Origin of the sequence: Streptomyces sp. NPDC000404 (assembly GCF_040300365.1) — a bacterium.
In the GTDB taxonomy this organism is placed as follows: Bacteria; Actinomycetota; Actinomycetes; order Streptomycetales; family Streptomycetaceae; genus Streptomyces; species Streptomyces ramulosus.
Map to the genome: position 1 here is coordinate 39,479 of NZ_JBEPDN010000005.1, position 17,257 is coordinate 56,735.

The following is a 17,257-nucleotide window of genomic DNA, read 5'->3' on the forward strand; positions in this document are numbered from 1 at the left end:
CGTACATGACCACCGAGAAGAAGCAGGCCGTCCCCGCGCCGCGCGCCGGGGAGCAGGCGGACACCCCGCTGCTCCAGGTCCGCGATCTGCACGTCGAATTCCACACCCGCGACGGCGTCGTCAAGGCCGTCAACGGCGTCAACTACAGCGTGTCGGCGGGCGAGACGCTGGCCGTGCTCGGCGAGTCCGGGTCCGGAAAGTCCGTCACCGCCCAGGCGATCATGGGCATCCTCGACATGCCCCCGGCGAAGATCCCGCGCGGCGAGATCCGCTTCCGGGGCGAGGACATGCTCGCGATGTCCGCCGACGCCCGCCGCCGGCTGCGCGGCGCCAAGATCGCGATGATCTTCCAGGACGCGCTCTCCTCGCTGAACCCGGTGCTGACCGTCGGCTACCAGCTCGGCGAGATGTTCCGCGTCCACCAGGGCCTGTCGAAGAAGGCGGCGCTGGCCAAGGCCGTCGAGCTGATGGACCGGGTCAAGATCCCCGCCGCGCGGAGCCGGGCGGGCGACTTCCCGCACCAGTTCTCCGGCGGTATGCGTCAGCGCATCATGATCGCGATGGCGCTGGCCCTGGAGCCCGATCTGATCATCGCGGACGAGCCGACCACCGCGCTCGACGTCACCGTCCAGGCCCAGGTCATGGACCTGCTGGCGGAGCTGCAGGCCGAGTACCACATGGGCCTCATCCTCATCACCCACGACCTCGGCGTGGTCGCCGACGTCGCCGACAAGATCGCGGTGATGTACGCGGGCCGGATCGTCGAGACCGCGCCCGTCCACGAGCTGTACAAGAACCCGGCGCACCCCTACACCCGCGGCCTGCTGGACTCCATCCCGCGCCTGGACCACAAGGGCCGGGAGCTGTATGCGATCAAGGGTCTGCCGCCCAACCTCCTGAACATCCCGCAGGGCTGCGCCTTCCACCCGCGCTGCCCCAAGGCGCAGGACCTGTGCCGTACGGACACCCCGGCACTGCACACCCTCGGCGAAGGCCGCCGCAGCGCCTGCCACTTCTGGAAGGAGACGGTCAATGGCTGAGCCGGTCAAGGCGGTTGCCGCGGACGGCCGTGAGCCGATCCTCCAGGTCCGCGGCCTCGTCAAGCACTTCCCGCTCACCCGCGGGGTGCTGGTGAAGAAGCAGGTCGGCGCGGTGAAGGCGGTCGACGGCGTCTCCTTCGACCTCTACCGCGGCGAAACCCTGGGCATCGTGGGGGAGTCCGGCTGCGGCAAGTCGACCGTCGCCAAGCTGCTGATGAACCTGGAGCGGGCCACCGCCGGTGAGGTCTTCTACCGTGGCGAGGACATCACCAAGCTGTCGGGGCGGGCCCTCAAGGCCGTCCGCCGCAACATCCAGATGGTGTTCCAGGACCCGTACACCTCGCTGAACCCGCGGATGACCGTCGGCGACATCATCGGTGAGCCCTTCGAGATCCACCCGGAGGTGGCACCCAAGGGCGACCGGCGGCGCAAGGTGCAGGAACTCCTCGACGTCGTCGGGCTCAACCCGGAGTACCTCAACCGCTATCCGCACCAGTTCTCCGGCGGCCAGCGCCAGCGCATCGGCATCGCCCGCGGCCTCGCGCTCAACCCGGAGATCATCATCTGCGACGAGCCGGTCTCCGCCCTCGACGTCTCCGTCCAGGCGCAGGTGGTCAACCTGATGGCCCGGCTCCAGAAGGAGTACGACCTCAGCTACCTCTTCATCGCCCACGACCTGTCGATCGTCCGGCACATCTCCGACCGGGTCGGCGTGATGTACCTGGGGCGGATGGCGGAGATCGGCACCGACGCCGAGATCTACGACCATCCGACGCACCCGTACACCCAGGCGCTGCTGTCGGCGGTGCCGGTGCCCGACCCCGAGGCGCGTGAGGGCCGCGACCGGATCATCCTCACCGGCGATGTGCCGTCCCCGGCCGACCCGCCGTCCGGCTGCCGCTTCCGCACCCGCTGCTGGAAGGCCGAGGAGCGGTGCGCGACCGAGACGCCGGAGCTGGCCGTGCCCGCCCGCTTCCGCGACGCGGCGTCCCCGGCGGCCCACCCCTCGGCCTGCCACTTCGCGGAGGTCCGGGACGTGGTGGGGGCGGCGTAGCGCCGTTGCTCGCGGCTTCGGGCCGGGCCCCGCGGAGCGCGCGGGGACCGGCCCGAAGCGTGTGCGGAGTCCGGCCCGAAGTGCGTGCAGGGGGCGGCCGCGCCCCTTCAGTTGTCGCGCGGGACGACGCGGACCCAGGTGCGGTCGGCGGTGAGGTAGCGGTCGACGGCGAGTCCGGCGCCGGCCAGGGCCGCGTCGAACGCCTCGTCGGTCAGCGGGCAGGACAGGAACGTCTGTGTCCAGCGCGCGTCGGCGAAGTCGTACTCGACGTGCACCGAGCGCACGCCCGGGCGCACCGGCTCGGAGGAGACCACCCGGATCAGCCCGCCGTCGACGCGGCGCTCGGCCGGGAGCCCGTCGTGCCGGCCGGGCGCCTCGCGCTGGATGAGCACACAGCCGTCGTCCTTCACATGGCGGCGGCAGGTCGCCAGTATCCCGTCGCGCACGCCCGGGCCCGCGGCGTGGACGAGGAACGAGGCGAGCAGGACGACGTCGAAGCGGGCGTCCAGGGTCAGTTCCTCGATGGCGCTACGGACCGTCCCGGCGCCGCTGATACGTTCCAGCATCTGCGGGGACTCGTCCACGGCGGTGACCGCGAAGCCGCGGTGGACCAGTGGATGCGTCATCCGCCCGGTGCCGGCGCCCAGTTCCAGAATGCTGGACGCGGGGCGTACCGCGCCCGCGATGATGTCCGGCTCCTCGCCCACCGGCAGCCGCTCGTACAGCTCGACCGCGCAGCCGTCCGGGGTGATCGGCCCCGGCCCGCTGCCCTTGTATCCCTCGCGCACCCGCTGCTCCATCGCCACATCGCAACACAGCGCTACCGGCGGCGAAAGGGGCCTTTCCGGACAGGGCGGGCCGCGCGCCGGAGTGCGCGGGGGCGGATGCGGACGCGCGCGGACGGCGGAGGGCGCCGGGAGCGGCGGGTGCGCGGGGCGGCCGGTTGGTCCGTCCGGGGGCGGGACCAGCGGCCGGACGGGTTCCGGCGGGGCGGTCCGGCGCGGGGCCCAGGGAGCGGAGCCGGGGCCCGCCGGTGTCCGAACGCCCGATCGGCGCGCCGCCCGGCCGCCGCGCACATGGGCGGATTTCGCGCCCCACGGAGCAATGCGCACGGCCGCCGGAGTGCAGTACATCCCGCTGTGGGCTCTTATGTGGTCTACGGGTGGCCGGAGAGCTGAGGAGGCGCCGCATGCGGGGAGCCAAGCGCGCGAAGTGGGGCGTGTGTGCCGTGTCCGTCGCCCTGGCGGCGTCCGCCTGCGGCGGCGGGGTCGACACCCGAGGATCGGGCGCCGCCGGCATCGTCAGCTCCTCCTGGGGAGACCCGCAAAACCCCCTCGAACCGGCCAACACCAACGAGGTCCAGGGCGGCAAGGTCCTGGAGATGATCTTCCGGGGGCTGAAGCGGTACAACCCGAGGACCGGCGCCGCGGAGAACGTCCTCGCCGACCGCATCGAGACCACCGACTCCCGGCACTTCACCGTCACCCTCAAGCCCGGCTGGACCTTCAGCAACGGCGAGAAGGTCACCGCGAAATCCTTCGTGGACGCCTGGAACTACGGCGCGCTGCTCGACAACCGGCAGAAGAACGCGCCCTTCTTCCAGTACATCGAGGGCTTCGATGCCGTCCACCCGGAGAACGGCAAACCGACGGCGAAAACCCTCTCCGGCCTCAAGGTCGTCAGTCCCGTGAAATTCACCGTCGACCTGAACCAGAAATTCTCCAGCTGGCCCGACACCCTCGGCTACAGCGCCTTCATGCCGCTGCCGCGGACGTTCTACACCCACCACGACGCCTGGGTGAAAAAGCCCGTCGGCAACGGTCCCTACGCCGTGGAGTCCTACACCAAGGGCTCGGTGATGAAGCTGCGGAAATGGGGCGGGTACCCGGGCGCCGACAAAGCCCGCAACGGCGGCATCGACCTCCAGGTCTACACCGACAACAACACCGCCTACACCGACCTCCAGGCGGGCAACCTCGACCTCGTCGACGACATTCCCGCCACCCAGCTCAAGAACGTCCACGCCGATCTCGGCGACCGCTACATCAACCAGCCCGCGGGCGTCATCCAGACCCTCACCTTCCCGATGTACGACAAGCGGTGGAACAAGAAGAACGGCGACAAACTCCGCCGCGGTATCTCCATGGCCATCGACCGCGCCTCGATCACCAGGGAAATCTTCCGGAACACCCGCACCCCCGCCACCGACTGGACCTCACCCGTCCTCGGCGCCAAGGGCGGATTCCAGGACGGTGTCTGCGGCGAAGCCTGCGAATTCCGCGCCGCACAGGCGAAAGCGCTGGTCAAGGAGGGCGGCGGGCTGCCGGGCGGCCATATGACCATCGCCTACAACGCCGACACCGGATCTCACAAGGACTGGATCGACGCGATCTGCAACAGCATCAACAACGCCCTCGACAACGACAAGGCCTGCGTCGGCGCCCCCGTCGGCACCTTCGCCGACTTCCGCAACCGCATCACCTCCGAAAAGATGACGGGACCGTTCCGCGCCGGCTGGCAGATGGACTACCCGCTCATCCAGAACTTCCTCCAGCCGATGTACTACTCCAAAGCCTCCTCCAACGACGGCAAATACAGCAACCCGAAGTTCGACAAACTCGTCAACGAGGCGAACGCCGCGACGGACCACAAGGAAGCCATCAAGAAATTCCAGGACGCCGAACGCGTCCTCGCCACGGACATGCCGGCCATTCCGCTCTGGTACCAGAACGGCAACGGCGGCTACTCCGACCGGATCGGCAATGTGGCGCTGAACCCCTTCAGCGTCCCCGTCTACAACGAGATCACGGTCCACTGACCCAGAACCCGGAGCCCTCATGGGACGCTATGTGATCCGGCGACTGCTCCAGATGATCCCGGTGTTCATCGGCAGCACGCTCCTGATCTTCCTCATGGTGTACGCCCTGGGCGACCCGGTGGCCGCACTCTTCGGCGACCGGGCGCCCGACCCGGCCACCGCCGCCCAGATCCGCGCCGATCTCTATCTCGACCAGCCGCTGTGGAAGCAGTATCTGCACTACATGGCGCAGATCTTCCAGGGGAATTTCGGCACCGCCTTCAACGGTATGCCCGTCACCGAACTCATGGCCGCCGCCTTTCCCGTCACGCTGCGGCTCACCCTCGTCGCCATCGTCATCGAAATGGTCGTGGGAATCGTCCTCGGCGTCTTCAGCGGACTGCGGCGCGGTCACGCCGTCGACACCACCGTGCTGATCTTCACCCTCGTGGTGGTCTCCATCCCGACCTTCGTCAGCGGCTATGTCCTGCAATTCCTCTTCGGCGTGAAATGGAACTGGGTCAAACCCGCCGTCTCCACCGACGCCCCGCTGAACGAACTCCTGCTCCCCGGGCTCGTCCTGGCGCTGGTCTCCCTCGCCTACGTCACCCGGCTCACCCGCACCTCCCTCGCGGAGAACGCCCGCGCCGACTACGTCCGCACCGCCGTCGCCAAGGGGCTGCCGCGCCGCCGCGTCGTCACCCGCCATCTGCTGCGCAACTCGCTGATCCCGGTGGTCACCTTCATCGGCACCGACATCGGCGCGCTCATGGGCGGCGCCATCGTCACCGAGCGCATCTTCAACATCCACGGCGTCGGATTCCAGCTCTACCAGGGCATCCTGCGCCAGAACTCGCCCACCGTCGTCGGCTTCGTGACCATCCTCGTGCTGGTCTTCCTCGTCGCCAACCTCCTCGTCGACCTGCTCTACGCGGTCCTGGACCCGAGGATCCGCTATGCCTGACCCCTACGCGCCCAAAGAGGCCATCACCCACGGCGACGGCGGGCCCGCCGCGCTCGCCATCGGCGAGGCCGAATCCCTGGAACGGGCCCCCGGCGCCGGACCCGGCGGCGCCCCCACCGGCAAACCCCGCAGCCTGTGGAGCGACGCCGTCCGCGACCTGCGCCGCAACCCGGTCTTTGTGATCTCCGCGCTGATCATCCTGTTCCTGCTGGTCATCGCGGTCTGGCCGCAGCTGATCGCGGACGGCAACCCGTACCGCGCCGACCTCGCCAAGGCCCAGGCGGGACCGGAGCCCGGCCACCCCTTCGGCTACGACACCCAGGGCCGCGACGTCTACACCCGCGTCGTCTACGGCGCCCGCGCCTCCATCACCGTCGGCGTCTGCGCCACCGCCGGCGCCGCCCTGCTCGGCAGCCTCCTCGGCGGGCTCGCCGGGTTCTTCGGCGGCTGGTGGGACACGCTGCTCTCCCGGATCGCCGACATCTTCTTCGGCATCCCCGTCATCCTCGGCGGACTGGTCTTCCTCTCCGTCGTCACCAGCCCGACCGTCTGGCCGGTCGTCGGCTTCATCGTGCTGCTCGGCTGGCCGCAGATCGCCCGTATCGCCCGCGGCTCGGTGGTCACCGCCAAGCACAACGACTACGTCCAGGCGGCCCGCGCCCTCGGCGCCGGCAACGCCCGCACCCTGCTGCGGCACATCGCCCCCAACGCCGTCGCCCCGGTCATCGTCGTCGCGACCATCGCGCTCGGTACGTACATCTCGCTGGAGGCGACGCTGTCCTTCCTCGGCGCCGGACTGAAACCGCCCACCGTCTCCTGGGGCATCGACATCTCCGCCGCCTCCACCTCCATCCGCAACGCGCCGCACATGCTGCTGTGGCCGGCGGGGGCGCTGAGCATCACGGTGCTGGCGTTCATCATGCTCGGCGACGCGGTCCGCGACGCCCTCGACCCCAAACTGCGCTGAGGAGCGGGCAGATGACCAGCAGCGACAGCGTCACGGCGGCCCGCCCCGAATCCACCGGCACGGACGGGCCGCCCCTGCTCGACGTCCGCGACCTGAAGGTGGAGTTCCGCACCCGCGACGGCGTCGCCAAGGCGGTCAACGGCGTCAGCTACCGCGTCGCCGCCGGGCAGACCCTCGCCGTGCTCGGCGAATCCGGGTCCGGCAAGTCCGTCACCGCCCAGGCGATCATGGGCATCCTCGACTCCCCGCCCGGCTTCGTCACCGGCGGCGAGATCCGCTTCAAGGGCCGTGACCTGCTCACCCTCGGCCGCGAGGAACGCCGCCGGATCCGCGGCACCGGCATGGCGATGATCTTCCAGGACGCGCTCTCCGCGCTGAACCCGGTGATGTCCGTCGGCGCCCAGCTCGGCGAGATGTTCCAGGTCCACCGCGGAATGTCCCGCAAGGCCGCCCGCGCCGAGGCCGTCGAGCTGATGGAGCGGGTCAAGATCCCCGCCGCCAAGAGCCGGGTCGGCGACTATCCGCACCAGTTCTCCGGCGGTATGCGCCAGCGCATCATGATCGCGATGGCGCTGGCCCTGGAACCGGACCTGATCATCGCGGACGAGCCGACGACCGCGCTCGACGTCACCGTCCAGGCGCAGGTCATGGACCTGCTCGCGGAACTCCAGCGCGAGTACCACATGGGCCTCATCCTCATCACCCACGACCTCGGCGTGGTCGCCGACGTCGCCGACACCATCGCCGTCATGTACGCCGGGCGCATCGTCGAGACCGCCCCCGTCCACCACCTCTACCGGGCCCCCGCCCACCCCTACACCCGCGGCCTGCTGGACTCCATCCCGCGCCTGGACCACAAGGGCCGGGAGCTGTACGCGATCAAGGGCCTGCCGCCCAACCTGACCGCCATCCCGCCCGGCTGCCCCTTCCACCCCCGCTGCCCGCTCGCCCAGGACGTGTGCCGTACCGACCGGCCCCCGCTCCACGACGTGGCCCCGGGCCGCACCAGCGCCTGCCACTTCTGGAAGGAGACCCTCGATGGAGCCCGATGACCGGCCGGCCCCCGACGCCCTCCGCCCGCCGGGCGGCCCCGCCGGGAGCGCCGTGGGAGGAGCGGCGACGGGCCCCGCCACCGGGATCCCGGTGGCCGCGGTGCCGGCGGTGGACGGCGGGGCCGGCGGGAAGGCCGCGCCCGGCGAGCCGGTGCTGGAGATCCGGGGGCTCGTCAAACACTTCCCGCTCACCCGCGGCATCCTCTTCAAGAAGCAGGTCGGCGCGGTCAAGGCGGTCGACGGCATCGACTTCGACCTCCGCCGCGGCGAAACGCTCGGCATCGTGGGGGAGTCGGGCTGCGGTAAATCGACCGTCGCCAAGCTGCTGGTCGGCCTGGAACGCCCCACCGCCGGCCAGATCCGCTACCGCGGCGAGGACATCACCAAGCTGTCCGGCCGCGCCCTCAAGGCCGTCCGCCGCAACATCCAGATGGTCTTCCAGGACCCGTACACCTCCCTCAACCCCCGGATGACCGTCGGCGACATCATCGGCGAGCCGTACGAGATCCACCCGGAGGTGGCGCCGAAGGGCGACCGGCGGCGCCGGGTGCAGGAGTTGCTGGACGTGGTCGGGCTCAACCCGGAGTACGTCAACCGCTATCCGCATCAGTTCTCCGGCGGCCAGCGCCAGCGCATCGGCATCGCCCGCGGCCTCGCGCTCCGCCCCGAGATCATCGTCGCCGACGAACCGGTCTCCGCCCTGGACGTCTCCGTCCAGGCGCAGGTCATCAACCTGCTGGCGAAGCTCCAGAACACCTTCGACCTCAGCTATGTCTTCATCGCCCACGACCTCTCCGTCGTCCGCCACATCTCCGACCGCGTCGCCGTGATGTACCTCGGCAAGCTCGCCGAATCCGGCACCGACGAGCAGATCTACGACCACCCCACGCACCCCTACACCCAGGCGCTGCTCTCCGCGGTGCCGGTGCCCGACCCCGAGGCACGGGAGAGCCGCACCCGGATCCTGCTCACCGGGGACGTGCCGTCCCCCGCCGACCCGCCCTCCGGCTGCCATTTCCGCACCCGCTGCTGGAAGGCCCAGGACCTGTGCGCACAGCGGGTCCCGCCGCTGGAGGTCCCCCCACGCTTCGCCACCCCGGACGCGGGCCCGGCGGCCCACCCGTCGGCCTGCCACTTCGCGGAGGAGCGGAGGATCGTGCCGGGGGAGTGAGGTGGGGTGGGGCGGGAGTCGTGGGGCCGGGGCGCGTCCCGGGCGCCGGCGAGGCCACCGGCCTCAGCCCCGCGCCGCGCCACCGGCCTCAGCCCCAGGCGGCCACCGCCCCCTCAGTCAGTACCCATAAACCCCCAACTCCGTGATCGTCGCGAAGAGATGGCCCCAGATCTCCCGGGACGGTGCCTCCTCGTCCAGGGCCCGCGGGTCCAGCTCCGCCATCCGGAACTCGTAGTCGTACGCCGCGCCCGCCTCCTCGGGATACGGATCCCAACTCGCGCCCATGTAGCGGCGCAGGGACTCCAGGAAGACGGTGAACGTCTCGGCGTCCCGGGAGAAGAAGAAGTGCGGGTGGGTGGTGTCGCCCTCGGTGTGCAGCAGGCGTATCTCGCCGGTGGTGCGGTGCACGCAGACCGTGCCCGTCTCGGCGTGGCACAGCTCGAACACGCCCAGGACCAGCAGTTCCGGGTCGTCCGGCAGCGGCCGCAGGGTCTCGGCGGCGGTGAAGGAGACGACGCCGCCGGCCCACCAGGCGGGCAGCCCGACCTCCCGCAGGAACGTCCGGGTCGGCGCGTGCTCCAGGGCGGCGGGCAGGCCGTCCTCCGGTATGCGCCGTACGCCGCCGGGGCCGAAGGTGTCGTCCATGCGGGCGGCGGTGAGCGGGCCGTCCTCCTCCGGGGAGTCCAGTCCCCCGGGGCTGCCGTCCTCGGCGGAGGCGTACGAGGCACCGCCGGTCGGCCAGCCCTTCCGGATGGCGGCGTCGGCCCGCAGCACGGCGACGCCCCGCGCCTCCTGGAGGAGATACCGGCCCCCGGCGTCCAGCGGCTCGGGCTCCTCCCAGGTGGGCGGCACCGCCAGGGCCGGGTCCTCGTCCTCCGTGCCGAAGAGCCAGGGAAGGTCGCCGTCATCGGCCCGCAGCGGCTGCGCCGTGCCCGCGGGCGGCGCCGCCACCGGGGCGCCGGAGGCGAGGTCGAACCAGCGCCTGGAGCACCATAGGCCGGACACCTCCAGCACCTCCCGGCCCTCGTGGACATACGCCTGGGCGCCGCTGTCGCCGCTGAGGTTGGGGTGCGCGGTGTGATGGCCCACCGGCCGCCACCAGGCCCATTCCGTGCGCCACGGCATCCCCGGCTCGGCCGCCGCGATCCGCTCGGCATACCCGGCGCGCCCCAGCACCGTGGCGGCGAAGTGCAGCCAGGACGCGAACTCGGCGCGCACCACGGGCGCCCCGCCGAATATGGCCTCGGCCTGGCGGAACACCACCCGGCCGTCCTCCGCGGCGGCGGTGGCGCGCGGCGACGACGACAACTGCCCGCGGATCTGCGCGCGATCGGCGCGGAGCAGCAGGGCGGGGTCGGCGAGAACGGTGTCGAGCGTGGCGTCCGGAAGCGGCGTCCCGGCCGCGTGCGGCGTATCGGTCGTCATGCGGAGATCCTCGCAGCCACCACTGACAACCCGGCCGCACGCGAACGCCGACCCGGCCCCGCGGCCCGCTCCCACCGCCCTTACCCCGTAAGGGACTTCACCCCGGTCCCGTAGGGGATTCCGGCCGACGCGACGCCCGGCCCCGCCCCGTACCCCCTAAGGGTTCAACCAGGAGCCAGCGGAGAATCGGCCCCCGCCCGCACGAACCCTGACCTCCACCCCGAAAACGCGACCCCGGCCCCGAAGGAAGCCCCGGCACCCGGAACGCAGACCCACCGAGCGGCAGCCCGGCCCCTTCGGCCTCGCCCGGACGCGAAAAGGCCAAAGCCCGCCTCCCGTCATGCTGGGGTGTGGGAAGCGGGCTCCGGCTCCGAGCGGAGGCGATTGAGACCGGGTCAAAGGGTCTTGCCGGAGGCGCCGGCGTCGTCCGCCGGGCCCTCCTGCGCCGCCTCCTCGGCCGCGGCCAGTGCGGGGTCGAGGACGATGTCCTCGCCGCGCGCCGCGATCGTCGGCTCCTCCGGGAAGTGGCAGGCCGTCAGGTGACCCGCGTCGTTCCCCGTGATCTGGACCAGCGGCGGCTCCTCGGTCGCGCACTTGTCCTGCGCCTTCCAGCAGCGCGTACGGAACCGGCAGCCGGACGGCGGGTTGACCGGCGAGGGCACGTCACCGGCGAGCCGGATCCGCTGCTTCTCCTCTTCCTCCGCCTCGGTGAACTTCGCCTCCGGGACGGCCGACAGCAGCGCGTGGGTGTACGGGTGGCGCGGCCGGCTGTAGATCTCGTCGCGGGTACCGACCTCGACGACCTTGCCGAGGTACATCACCGCGACCCGCTGGCTGAAGTGGCGCACGATCGCCAGGTCGTGGGCGATGAACAGGAACGCGATGCCCAGTTCCCGCTGGAGGTCCTGGAGGAGGTTGACGACCTGCGCCTGGATGGAGACGTCCAGCGCCGAGACCGGCTCGTCGGCGACGATCAGCTTCGGCTCCAGGGCGAGCGCCCGCGCCACGCCGATGCGCTGGCGCTGACCGCCGGAGAACTCGTGCGGGAAGCGGTTGTAGTGCTCCGGGTTGAGGCCGACGGTCTCCAGCAGCTCCCGGATCCGCTTCTCGCGGCCACCGGGCGGGTTGATCCCGTTGATCTCCATCGGGCCGCCGATGATGGTGCCCACCGTCTGCCGCGGGTTCAGCGACGCGTACGGGTCCTGGAAGATCATCTGGATCTCGGAGCGGACCGGGGCCAGCTCCTTGCGCTTGGCCCGGGTGATGTCCTGACCCGCGTACGTGATCTTGCCGGAGGTCGGCTCCATCAGGCGGGTCAGCAGCCGGCCGGTGGTCGACTTGCCGCAGCCCGACTCGCCGACCAGGCCGAAGCTCTCGCCGGCGTGGACGGTCAGGTCGACACCGTCGACCGCCTTGACCGCGCCGACCTTCCGCTTGAACGGGAAGCCGCCGTAGATCGGGAAGTGCTTGGTGAGGCCCTCGGCGACGAGCAGCGGTTCGCCCGGCGTGGGGGCGGCGTCCCGGGGCGAGGGGAGAGTGACGTGGTCTGTCATGGTGATGGCTCCCTAGCCCAGCCGGGGCTTGATCTGCTCGGTGAAGAAGGTCTGGCGCTGCTCCGCGCTGAGGTGGCAGGCGGCGGCCCGCCCGTCCGGCAGCGCCGGACGCTTCTCGGTGCACAGCCCGCCGGCGACCTCGGCGGGGAAGGAGCAGCGCGGGTTGAAGGCGCAGCCCGACGGCGGGTTCAGCAGGCTCGGCGGCGACCCGGGGATCGGGTACAGCGCCTCGTTGACGTCCGAGGACAGCCGCGGCATGGAGCTGAGCAGACCCCAGGTGTACGGGTGCTGCGGCTGCGTCAGGATCTCCTTGACCGAGCCGCGCTCCACGGCCCGGCCCGCGTACATCACCAGCAGGTCGTCGGCGACGTCCGCGACCACACCGAGGTCGTGGGTGATCAGGATGATCGCGGAGCCGAACTCCTGCTGGAGGTCCTTGAGGAGGTCGAGGATCTGCGCCTGGACGGTGACGTCCAGCGCGGTCGTCGGCTCGTCCGCGATGAGCAGCTCGGGGTTGCAGACCAGCGCCATCGCGATCATCGCGCGCTGGCGCATACCGCCGGAGAACTGGTGCGGGTAGTCGTCCACCCGCAGGTTCGGCTGCGGGATGCCGACCTTGGTCAGCATCTCGATGGCCCGCTGGCGGCCCTCGCGCTTGGAGGCGCCGGTGTGCTTCATGTACGGCTCGGCGATCTGCCGCCCGACCGTGTAGTACGGCGACAGGGCGGTCAGCGCGTCCTGGAAGATCATCGCCATCTTGTTGCCGCGGAGCTTCTCCAGGGTCTTCTCCCGGGCTCCGGTCAGCTGCTGGCCGTCCAGGTGGATCTCGCCGCTGATCGTCGTCGACTTGGGGTTGTGCAGCCCCAGGACGGCGAGGTTGGTGACGGACTTGCCGGAGCCCGACTCGCCGACGATGCCGAGGGTCTGGCCGCGCTCCAGGTTGAAGGAGAGGCCGTCGACCGCCTTGACGATGCCGTCCTCCGTGGAGAACTGCACGCGCAGGTCGCGCACGGACAGGAAGGGGTCGGACCCGGTCGGGGCCGGTGTGCCTTCGGTCGTGGGGAGTGTGGTCACTTCAGGCTCTCCTAGGACAGGCGCACGCGCGGGTCGATGAAGGCGTACGCCGCGTCCACGATGATGTTGAACACCAGGATCAGGGCGGCGCTGAAGAGCATCACGCCCAGCACCATGGGCAGATCGAGGGTGGTGACGGAGTCGATCGCCAGCCGGCCGATACCGGCGAGCGAGAAGGTGAACTCGGTGATCATGGCGCCGCCGAACAGCGAGCTGAGGTCCATGCCGAGGATGGTGACGATGGGGATCAGCGAGCCGCGCCAGGCGTAGCGGAGGAAGACGTAACGCGCCGGCATGCCCTTGGCCTTGGCGGTGCGGACGTGCTCCTCCTGGAGCTGCTCGATCATCGTCGAGCGGGACATACGGGTGTACTGCGCGGTGAAGATCGTCGACATCACCAGCCACGGCAGCAGCAGGCCCATGAACCAGCCCGCCGGATTGCTGGTCAGGTCCACGTACTTCGGCGAGTCCATCACGCCGCTGTAGACGAAGATGCCCAGGACGATGGGGCCGAGGATGTAGATCTGCACCGAGCTGAGGACCATCGAGATGCTGGTGACGGCCTTGTCGAGGAAGGTCCCGCGCTTCCACGCGGCGAGCAGACCGGCACCGATGCCGATGACGAGGAACGCCACGGCGCCACCGAGGGCCAGCGAGGCGGTGGTGGGCAGCCGGTCGACCATCGTCGCCCAGACGTCCTGCTTGGTGGCGAACGAGTAGCCGAAGCAGGGGGCGCTGCAGTGCCCGATGCTGTAGTCGCGGCCGACGAAGATGCCGGACAGGAAGTCCCAGTACTGCGTCGGCAGGGGCTTGTCGAGGCCGAGGTTCTGGTGGATCAGGGCGATGTTGTCGGCGGTGCAGTTCTTACCGCAGGCCATCAGGGCCGGGTCGCCGACCGCGAAGAACACGAAGAAGGTGACGGCGCTCAGCAGGATGAGGGTGACGATCGCGCCGAACGTCCGGCGAAATAGAAAGGGAAGCATGACAGTTCGCTGCTCTCAGGACGGCGGCGGCTGTGGGCGATGAGGAGGGCCACGAAGGCCCCGGAGAGCGCGCGCTCCGCCGTGCGCGCGCTCTCCGGAGTGCCTTCCGGACGCTTACTTCTTGAGGAAGAGCGTGTTCGGGTCGATGTAGCTGACGTCGTTGTTGTAACGGGCGCCGCCGATGTTCGAGCCGTAGAGCTGCAGCGTCTTCGTGTAGAAGACCGGCGCCGCCGGGTTGACCTTCTCCACGATGTACTGGTGCAGCTTCTGCCACTCCTCGGTCGCCTTCTTCGCGTCAGCGATCTTGCTGATGCGGGCGATCTCCTCGTTCACGTGCTTGTCGTTGACGTGCGAGTAGTTCGACGAGCCGTCCTGGATGGTGGTGCCGTCGTACGACGGCGGGATCACCGTGGAGGCGTCCGGCCAGTCCTGGCCCCAGCCGGTCATGTAGATGTCGAAGCCGTTGTCGACCTTGCCCATCTGCTGGTACCAGGAGGCGGCGTCGACCTCCTTCTTCTGCACGTTGAAGCCGGCCTTGTTCAGCGCGTCCTCGATGAGGACGGCCTCCTTCTGGCGCGCCTCGGTGTTGGAGTAGGCGTAGACGAGCTTCATGCCCTTCTTGCCCGCCTCCTTCAGCAGCTTCGCGGCCTTCTCCGGGTCACCGTTGGGGTGCGAGAGCTTGCCGTAGGGGTCGTAGCCCTTCTTGTAGCCCGCGACGGTGGGGGCGAGCAGACCGCCGGCGACCTCGCCGCCGTAGCTGCCGCCGTTGACGCGGACGATCTGGCTGCTGGGCAGCGCGTAGGTGATCGCATCGCGGATCTTCTTGTCCTTGATGCGGTCCATGTTGAAGTTCATCTGCCACACGTAGGGCTGGTAGCCCTGGACCAGGCGCTTGCTGGCGCTGGGGTTGTCCAGCACCTGCTTGGTCGTCGTGGGCTCGACCGCGTTGGTGAGGCTGATGGCGTTCTTGGCCTCACCCTGGTCGGCCATCAGGCGCTTGGTGGAGTCCGACGCCTGGTGGTTGAAGGTGATGTTGTACCCGTCCGGGTACTGGTGCCGCATCGAGTCGGTCTTCGGGTCCCAGTTGGTGTTGCGCACCAGCTGCATGGACTTGCCGGCCTTGAACGACGCGATCTTGTACGGGCCGGAGGTGACCGGCTTGACGTCGTAGTTGTCCTTGGTGTCCTTGGCGCCGTCCGGGACCACGCTGTAGCCCGGCATGGTCAGCGCGTAGGGCAGCTGCGACTGGGGCTGCTTGAAGTGGAAGACGATGGTCTTCTCGTCCGGGGTGTCCAGGACGGTCTTCGGCAGGTGGTCGCCCTTGTACGGGCCGTCCGGCAGCGCCTTGCGGTAGGTGGTGCCGCCGCCCGACAGCCACTGCTGGACGTAGGTGGGACCGTCGGTGATGAACTTCGCGTACATCCGCTCGATGGTGTGGCGGATGTCCTTCGAGGTGATCGGCGTGCCGTCCTCGAACTTGATGCCGTCCTTGAGCGTGTACTTCCAGGTCTTGCCGCCGTCGGACATCTGCCCGGCGTCGGTGGCGAGGTCGCCGACGACCTTCTGCTTGCCGCTGTCGTCCTGCTGGAAGCTGGTGAGCCCGCGGAAGATCAGCTGCGACAGCGACTTCATGTCGCTGACGTACATCTGCGCCGGGTCCAGGTGGTTGTAGCTGTCACGCTGGTAGACGCGGATGGTGCCGCCGGACTGGGCGCCCTTGACGGGCTTGGCCGGACCGGCCGAGTCGGCCGCGGTGCCGAGCGGGACGCTGTCGGCCTGCGACGCCGCGTCGGCGTCCGTCTGGGACTTGTCCTTGTCGTTGCCGCTGCCGGCGCTGCAGCCGGTGAGGGCGAGCGAACCGGCCGCGAGGGCCACTATGACTGCGCGTGCTCTGCGCGGTGAGAGTGCGTTCATGGGTCCAAGCACCTGCCTGTCGGTTTGGTATCCAGATGTGCTGTCTGACGCGTCCGGTGGGAGCCGGCGGCGGGGGCGACAGCGGCCCCCTCAAGTGGACGATCAGCGACCGGACTTGGGGTCGAAGGCGTCCCGGACCGAGTCCCCGAGCAGGTTGAAGCAGAGGACGAAGATGACCATCGCGGCGCCGGGGAACAGCAGGAAGGTCGGGTCGCTCTCGTAGATGTTGCCCGCGGTGCGGAAGAGGCGGCCCCAGTCGGGGGTCGGCTCCATGATGCCGACGCCGAGGTAGGACAGGCCCGCCTCCGCCGTCACGAACAGCGGCAGCATGTAGGTGCTCTGGACCAGGATCGGGGTGACCACGTTGGGCAGCAGCTCCTTGCGGATGATCCGCCAGGGCGAGGCGCCGGTGATCCGCGCCGCCTCGACGAACTCCCGCTCGCGGAGCGAGAGGACCTGGCCGCGCAGGAGTCGCGCCAGACCCATCCAGCCCAGCGCCCACTGGACGAGGATCAGCGCCACCACACGGATGTAGGTGGGGGTCTCGTCGCCCGGCGGCACGAAGAGCGCCACGACGACGGGCATGAACGCCACGAACGTCAGCTGGCTGGGGAAGGCCATCAGGAAGTCCATGACCCGGCCGAGCCAGTAGTCGGTGCGGCCGCCGAGGTAGCCGGCGGTGACACCCAGGATGGTGCCGGTGATGACCACGAGAATCGTTACGGCGACGGAGATGCCCAGCGAGGTCCGCATGCCGTACAGCAGCTGGGTGAAGAGGTCGCGGCCGAGTTGGGGCTCGATGCCGAACCAGAAGTCGCCGGAGACGCCGCCGTTGGCGCCGGAGGGGAAGCCGAACTCGTCGAGCAGGTTCGGGTCGCTGTTGGAGTAGAACGTGTACGGGTCCTTGCCGTACAGCGACGCGATGACCGGGGCCAGCGCCGAGATGACGAAGAACGCCAGAACGACGACGCCGCAGATCATGCCGGTGCGGTCCCGCTTGAACCGCGCCCACATCAGTTGGCCGGGGGAACGGCCGACGAGCTCACCGCCCTTGCTGTTCTTCTCCTTCTTCAGACCCTCCGGCTCCAGCCCTGGGGAATCGGACTGTGCAGCCGCGGTCTGGGATGGACTAGTCATCGCGAAGTGCCCCCGCGCCGAGTTCTCTTGGAACGTGAAGCGGCGCCGGTCGCACCGCTGGATGAGCGGACTTTCGCAAGTGATTTATGGCGGAGTCAAGGGGATCGGGTGCGCTGATGCGCAGGT

14 protein-coding genes are annotated in these 17,257 nt (G+C 69.8%); 7 read left to right on the forward strand and 7 right to left on the reverse strand.

Annotated features, from left to right (window positions below):
* The first annotated feature begins 5 nt into the window (after positions 1–5).
* Together ABT345_RS10365 and ABT345_RS10370 are read left to right on the forward strand one after the other, a co-directional pair.
* Positions 6–1,040 (forward strand): ABC transporter ATP-binding protein, encoded by a 1,035-nt coding sequence (locus ABT345_RS10365; RefSeq protein ID WP_345086583.1) that lies wholly within the window; start codon positions 6–8, stop codon positions 1,038–1,040.
* Positions 1,033–2,094 (forward strand): ABC transporter ATP-binding protein, encoded by a 1,062-nt coding sequence (locus ABT345_RS10370; protein ID WP_345086581.1) that lies wholly within the window; start codon positions 1,033–1,035, stop codon positions 2,092–2,094. Before ABT345_RS10365 ends, ABT345_RS10370 begins: the two co-directional genes overlap by 8 nt.
* Before the next feature lie 107 nt (positions 2,095–2,201).
* Here ABT345_RS10370 and ABT345_RS10375 read toward each other — a convergent pair whose 3' ends face one another.
* Positions 2,202–2,894, reverse strand: a complete 693-nt coding sequence (locus tag ABT345_RS10375) for a class I SAM-dependent methyltransferase (RefSeq protein WP_345086579.1) — start codon at positions 2,892–2,894, stop codon at positions 2,202–2,204.
* 389 nt (positions 2,895–3,283) lie between these two features.
* Between ABT345_RS10375 and ABT345_RS10380 the strand changes: the two genes are divergently transcribed.
* The 5 genes from ABT345_RS10380 to ABT345_RS10400 are packed head-to-tail and all read left to right on the forward strand — an operon-like array spanning position 3,284 to position 9,045.
* The gene (locus tag ABT345_RS10380) at positions 3,284–4,912 is read left to right on the forward strand and encodes a peptide ABC transporter substrate-binding protein (protein ID WP_345086577.1); all 1,629 of its coding nucleotides are present in this window, start codon (positions 3,284–3,286) and stop codon (positions 4,910–4,912) included.
* Positions 4,913–4,931: 19 nt separating this feature from the next.
* The gene (locus tag ABT345_RS10385; protein WP_345086575.1) at positions 4,932–5,855 is read left to right on the forward strand and encodes an ABC transporter permease; all 924 of its coding nucleotides are present in this window, start codon (positions 4,932–4,934) and stop codon (positions 5,853–5,855) included.
* The gene (locus tag ABT345_RS10390; RefSeq protein ID WP_345086573.1) at positions 5,848–6,822 is read left to right on the forward strand and encodes an ABC transporter permease; all 975 of its coding nucleotides are present in this window, start codon (positions 5,848–5,850) and stop codon (positions 6,820–6,822) included. The genes ABT345_RS10385 and ABT345_RS10390 overlap by 8 nt, the downstream gene beginning before the upstream one ends.
* 11 nt (positions 6,823–6,833) lie before the next feature.
* Complete coding sequence (locus ABT345_RS10395; RefSeq protein ID WP_345086571.1) at positions 6,834–7,874, forward strand: ABC transporter ATP-binding protein; 1,041 nt, start codon at positions 6,834–6,836, stop codon at positions 7,872–7,874.
* On the forward strand, positions 7,861–9,045 hold the full coding sequence (locus tag ABT345_RS10400) for an ABC transporter ATP-binding protein (RefSeq protein ID WP_345086569.1): 1,185 nt from the start codon (positions 7,861–7,863) through the stop codon (positions 9,043–9,045). The genes ABT345_RS10395 and ABT345_RS10400 overlap by 14 nt, the downstream gene beginning before the upstream one ends.
* Before the next feature lie 117 nt (positions 9,046–9,162).
* Here ABT345_RS10400 and ABT345_RS10405 read toward each other — a convergent pair whose 3' ends face one another.
* The 6 genes from ABT345_RS10405 to ABT345_RS10430 form a co-directional block, all read right to left on the reverse strand.
* Positions 9,163–10,470, reverse strand: coding sequence for an SUKH-4 family immunity protein (locus ABT345_RS10405; protein ID WP_345086567.1), 1,308 nt, complete (start codon positions 10,468–10,470; stop codon positions 9,163–9,165).
* 395 nt (positions 10,471–10,865) lie between these two features.
* Positions 10,866–12,023 (reverse strand): ABC transporter ATP-binding protein, encoded by a 1,158-nt coding sequence (locus tag ABT345_RS10410; protein ID WP_345086565.1) that lies wholly within the window; start codon positions 12,021–12,023, stop codon positions 10,866–10,868.
* 12 nt (positions 12,024–12,035) lie between these two features.
* A complete protein-coding gene (locus tag ABT345_RS10415) occupies positions 12,036–13,097 on the reverse strand; it encodes an ABC transporter ATP-binding protein (RefSeq protein ID WP_345086563.1) in 1,062 nt (353 codons plus the stop codon).
* An 11-nt stretch (positions 13,098–13,108) separates the two neighbouring features.
* On the reverse strand, positions 13,109–14,080 hold the full coding sequence (locus ABT345_RS10420; protein WP_345086561.1) for an ABC transporter permease: 972 nt from the start codon (positions 14,078–14,080) through the stop codon (positions 13,109–13,111).
* 114 nt (positions 14,081–14,194) lie between these two features.
* Positions 14,195–15,994 (reverse strand): ABC transporter substrate-binding protein, encoded by a 1,800-nt coding sequence (locus ABT345_RS10425; protein ID WP_345086559.1) that lies wholly within the window; start codon positions 15,992–15,994, stop codon positions 14,195–14,197.
* A gap of 102 nt (positions 15,995–16,096) precedes the next feature.
* Positions 16,097–17,131: an ABC transporter permease gene (locus ABT345_RS10430; RefSeq protein WP_345086557.1), complete on the reverse strand. Its 1,035-nt coding sequence runs from the start codon at positions 17,129–17,131 to the stop codon at positions 16,097–16,099.
* Positions 17,132–17,257: the final 126 nt, after the last annotated feature.

What these genes read in the sequence shown, in the direction of transcription:
- ABT345_RS10375 (WP_345086579.1), bottom strand. Translation starts at nt 2,894, where the DNA reads ATGGAGCAGCGGGTGCGCGAGGGATACAAGGGCAGCGGGCCGGGGCCG.
- ABT345_RS10410 (WP_345086565.1), bottom strand. Translation starts at nt 12,023, where the DNA reads ATGACAGACCACGTCACTCTCCCCTCGCCCCGGGACGCCGCCCCCACG.
- ABT345_RS10385 (WP_345086575.1), top strand. Translation starts at nt 4,932, where the DNA reads ATGGGACGCTATGTGATCCGGCGACTGCTCCAGATGATCCCGGTGTTC.
- ABT345_RS10430 (WP_345086557.1), bottom strand. Translation starts at nt 17,131, where the DNA reads ATGACTAGTCCATCCCAGACCGCGGCTGCACAGTCCGATTCCCCAGGG.
- ABT345_RS10395 (WP_345086571.1), top strand. Translation starts at nt 6,834, where the DNA reads ATGACCAGCAGCGACAGCGTCACGGCGGCCCGCCCCGAATCCACCGGC.
- ABT345_RS10380 (WP_345086577.1), top strand. Translation starts at nt 3,284, where the DNA reads ATGCGGGGAGCCAAGCGCGCGAAGTGGGGCGTGTGTGCCGTGTCCGTC.
- ABT345_RS10405 (WP_345086567.1), bottom strand. Translation starts at nt 10,470, where the DNA reads ATGACGACCGATACGCCGCACGCGGCCGGGACGCCGCTTCCGGACGCC.
- ABT345_RS10400 (WP_345086569.1), top strand. Translation starts at nt 7,861, where the DNA reads ATGGAGCCCGATGACCGGCCGGCCCCCGACGCCCTCCGCCCGCCGGGC.
- ABT345_RS10425 (WP_345086559.1), bottom strand. Translation starts at nt 15,994, where the DNA reads ATGAACGCACTCTCACCGCGCAGAGCACGCGCAGTCATAGTGGCCCTC.
- ABT345_RS10390 (WP_345086573.1), top strand. Translation starts at nt 5,848, where the DNA reads ATGCCTGACCCCTACGCGCCCAAAGAGGCCATCACCCACGGCGACGGC.
- ABT345_RS10370 (WP_345086581.1), top strand. Translation starts at nt 1,033, where the DNA reads ATGGCTGAGCCGGTCAAGGCGGTTGCCGCGGACGGCCGTGAGCCGATC.
- ABT345_RS10365 (WP_345086583.1), top strand. Translation starts at nt 6, where the DNA reads ATGACCACCGAGAAGAAGCAGGCCGTCCCCGCGCCGCGCGCCGGGGAG.
- ABT345_RS10420 (WP_345086561.1), bottom strand. Translation starts at nt 14,080, where the DNA reads ATGCTTCCCTTTCTATTTCGCCGGACGTTCGGCGCGATCGTCACCCTC.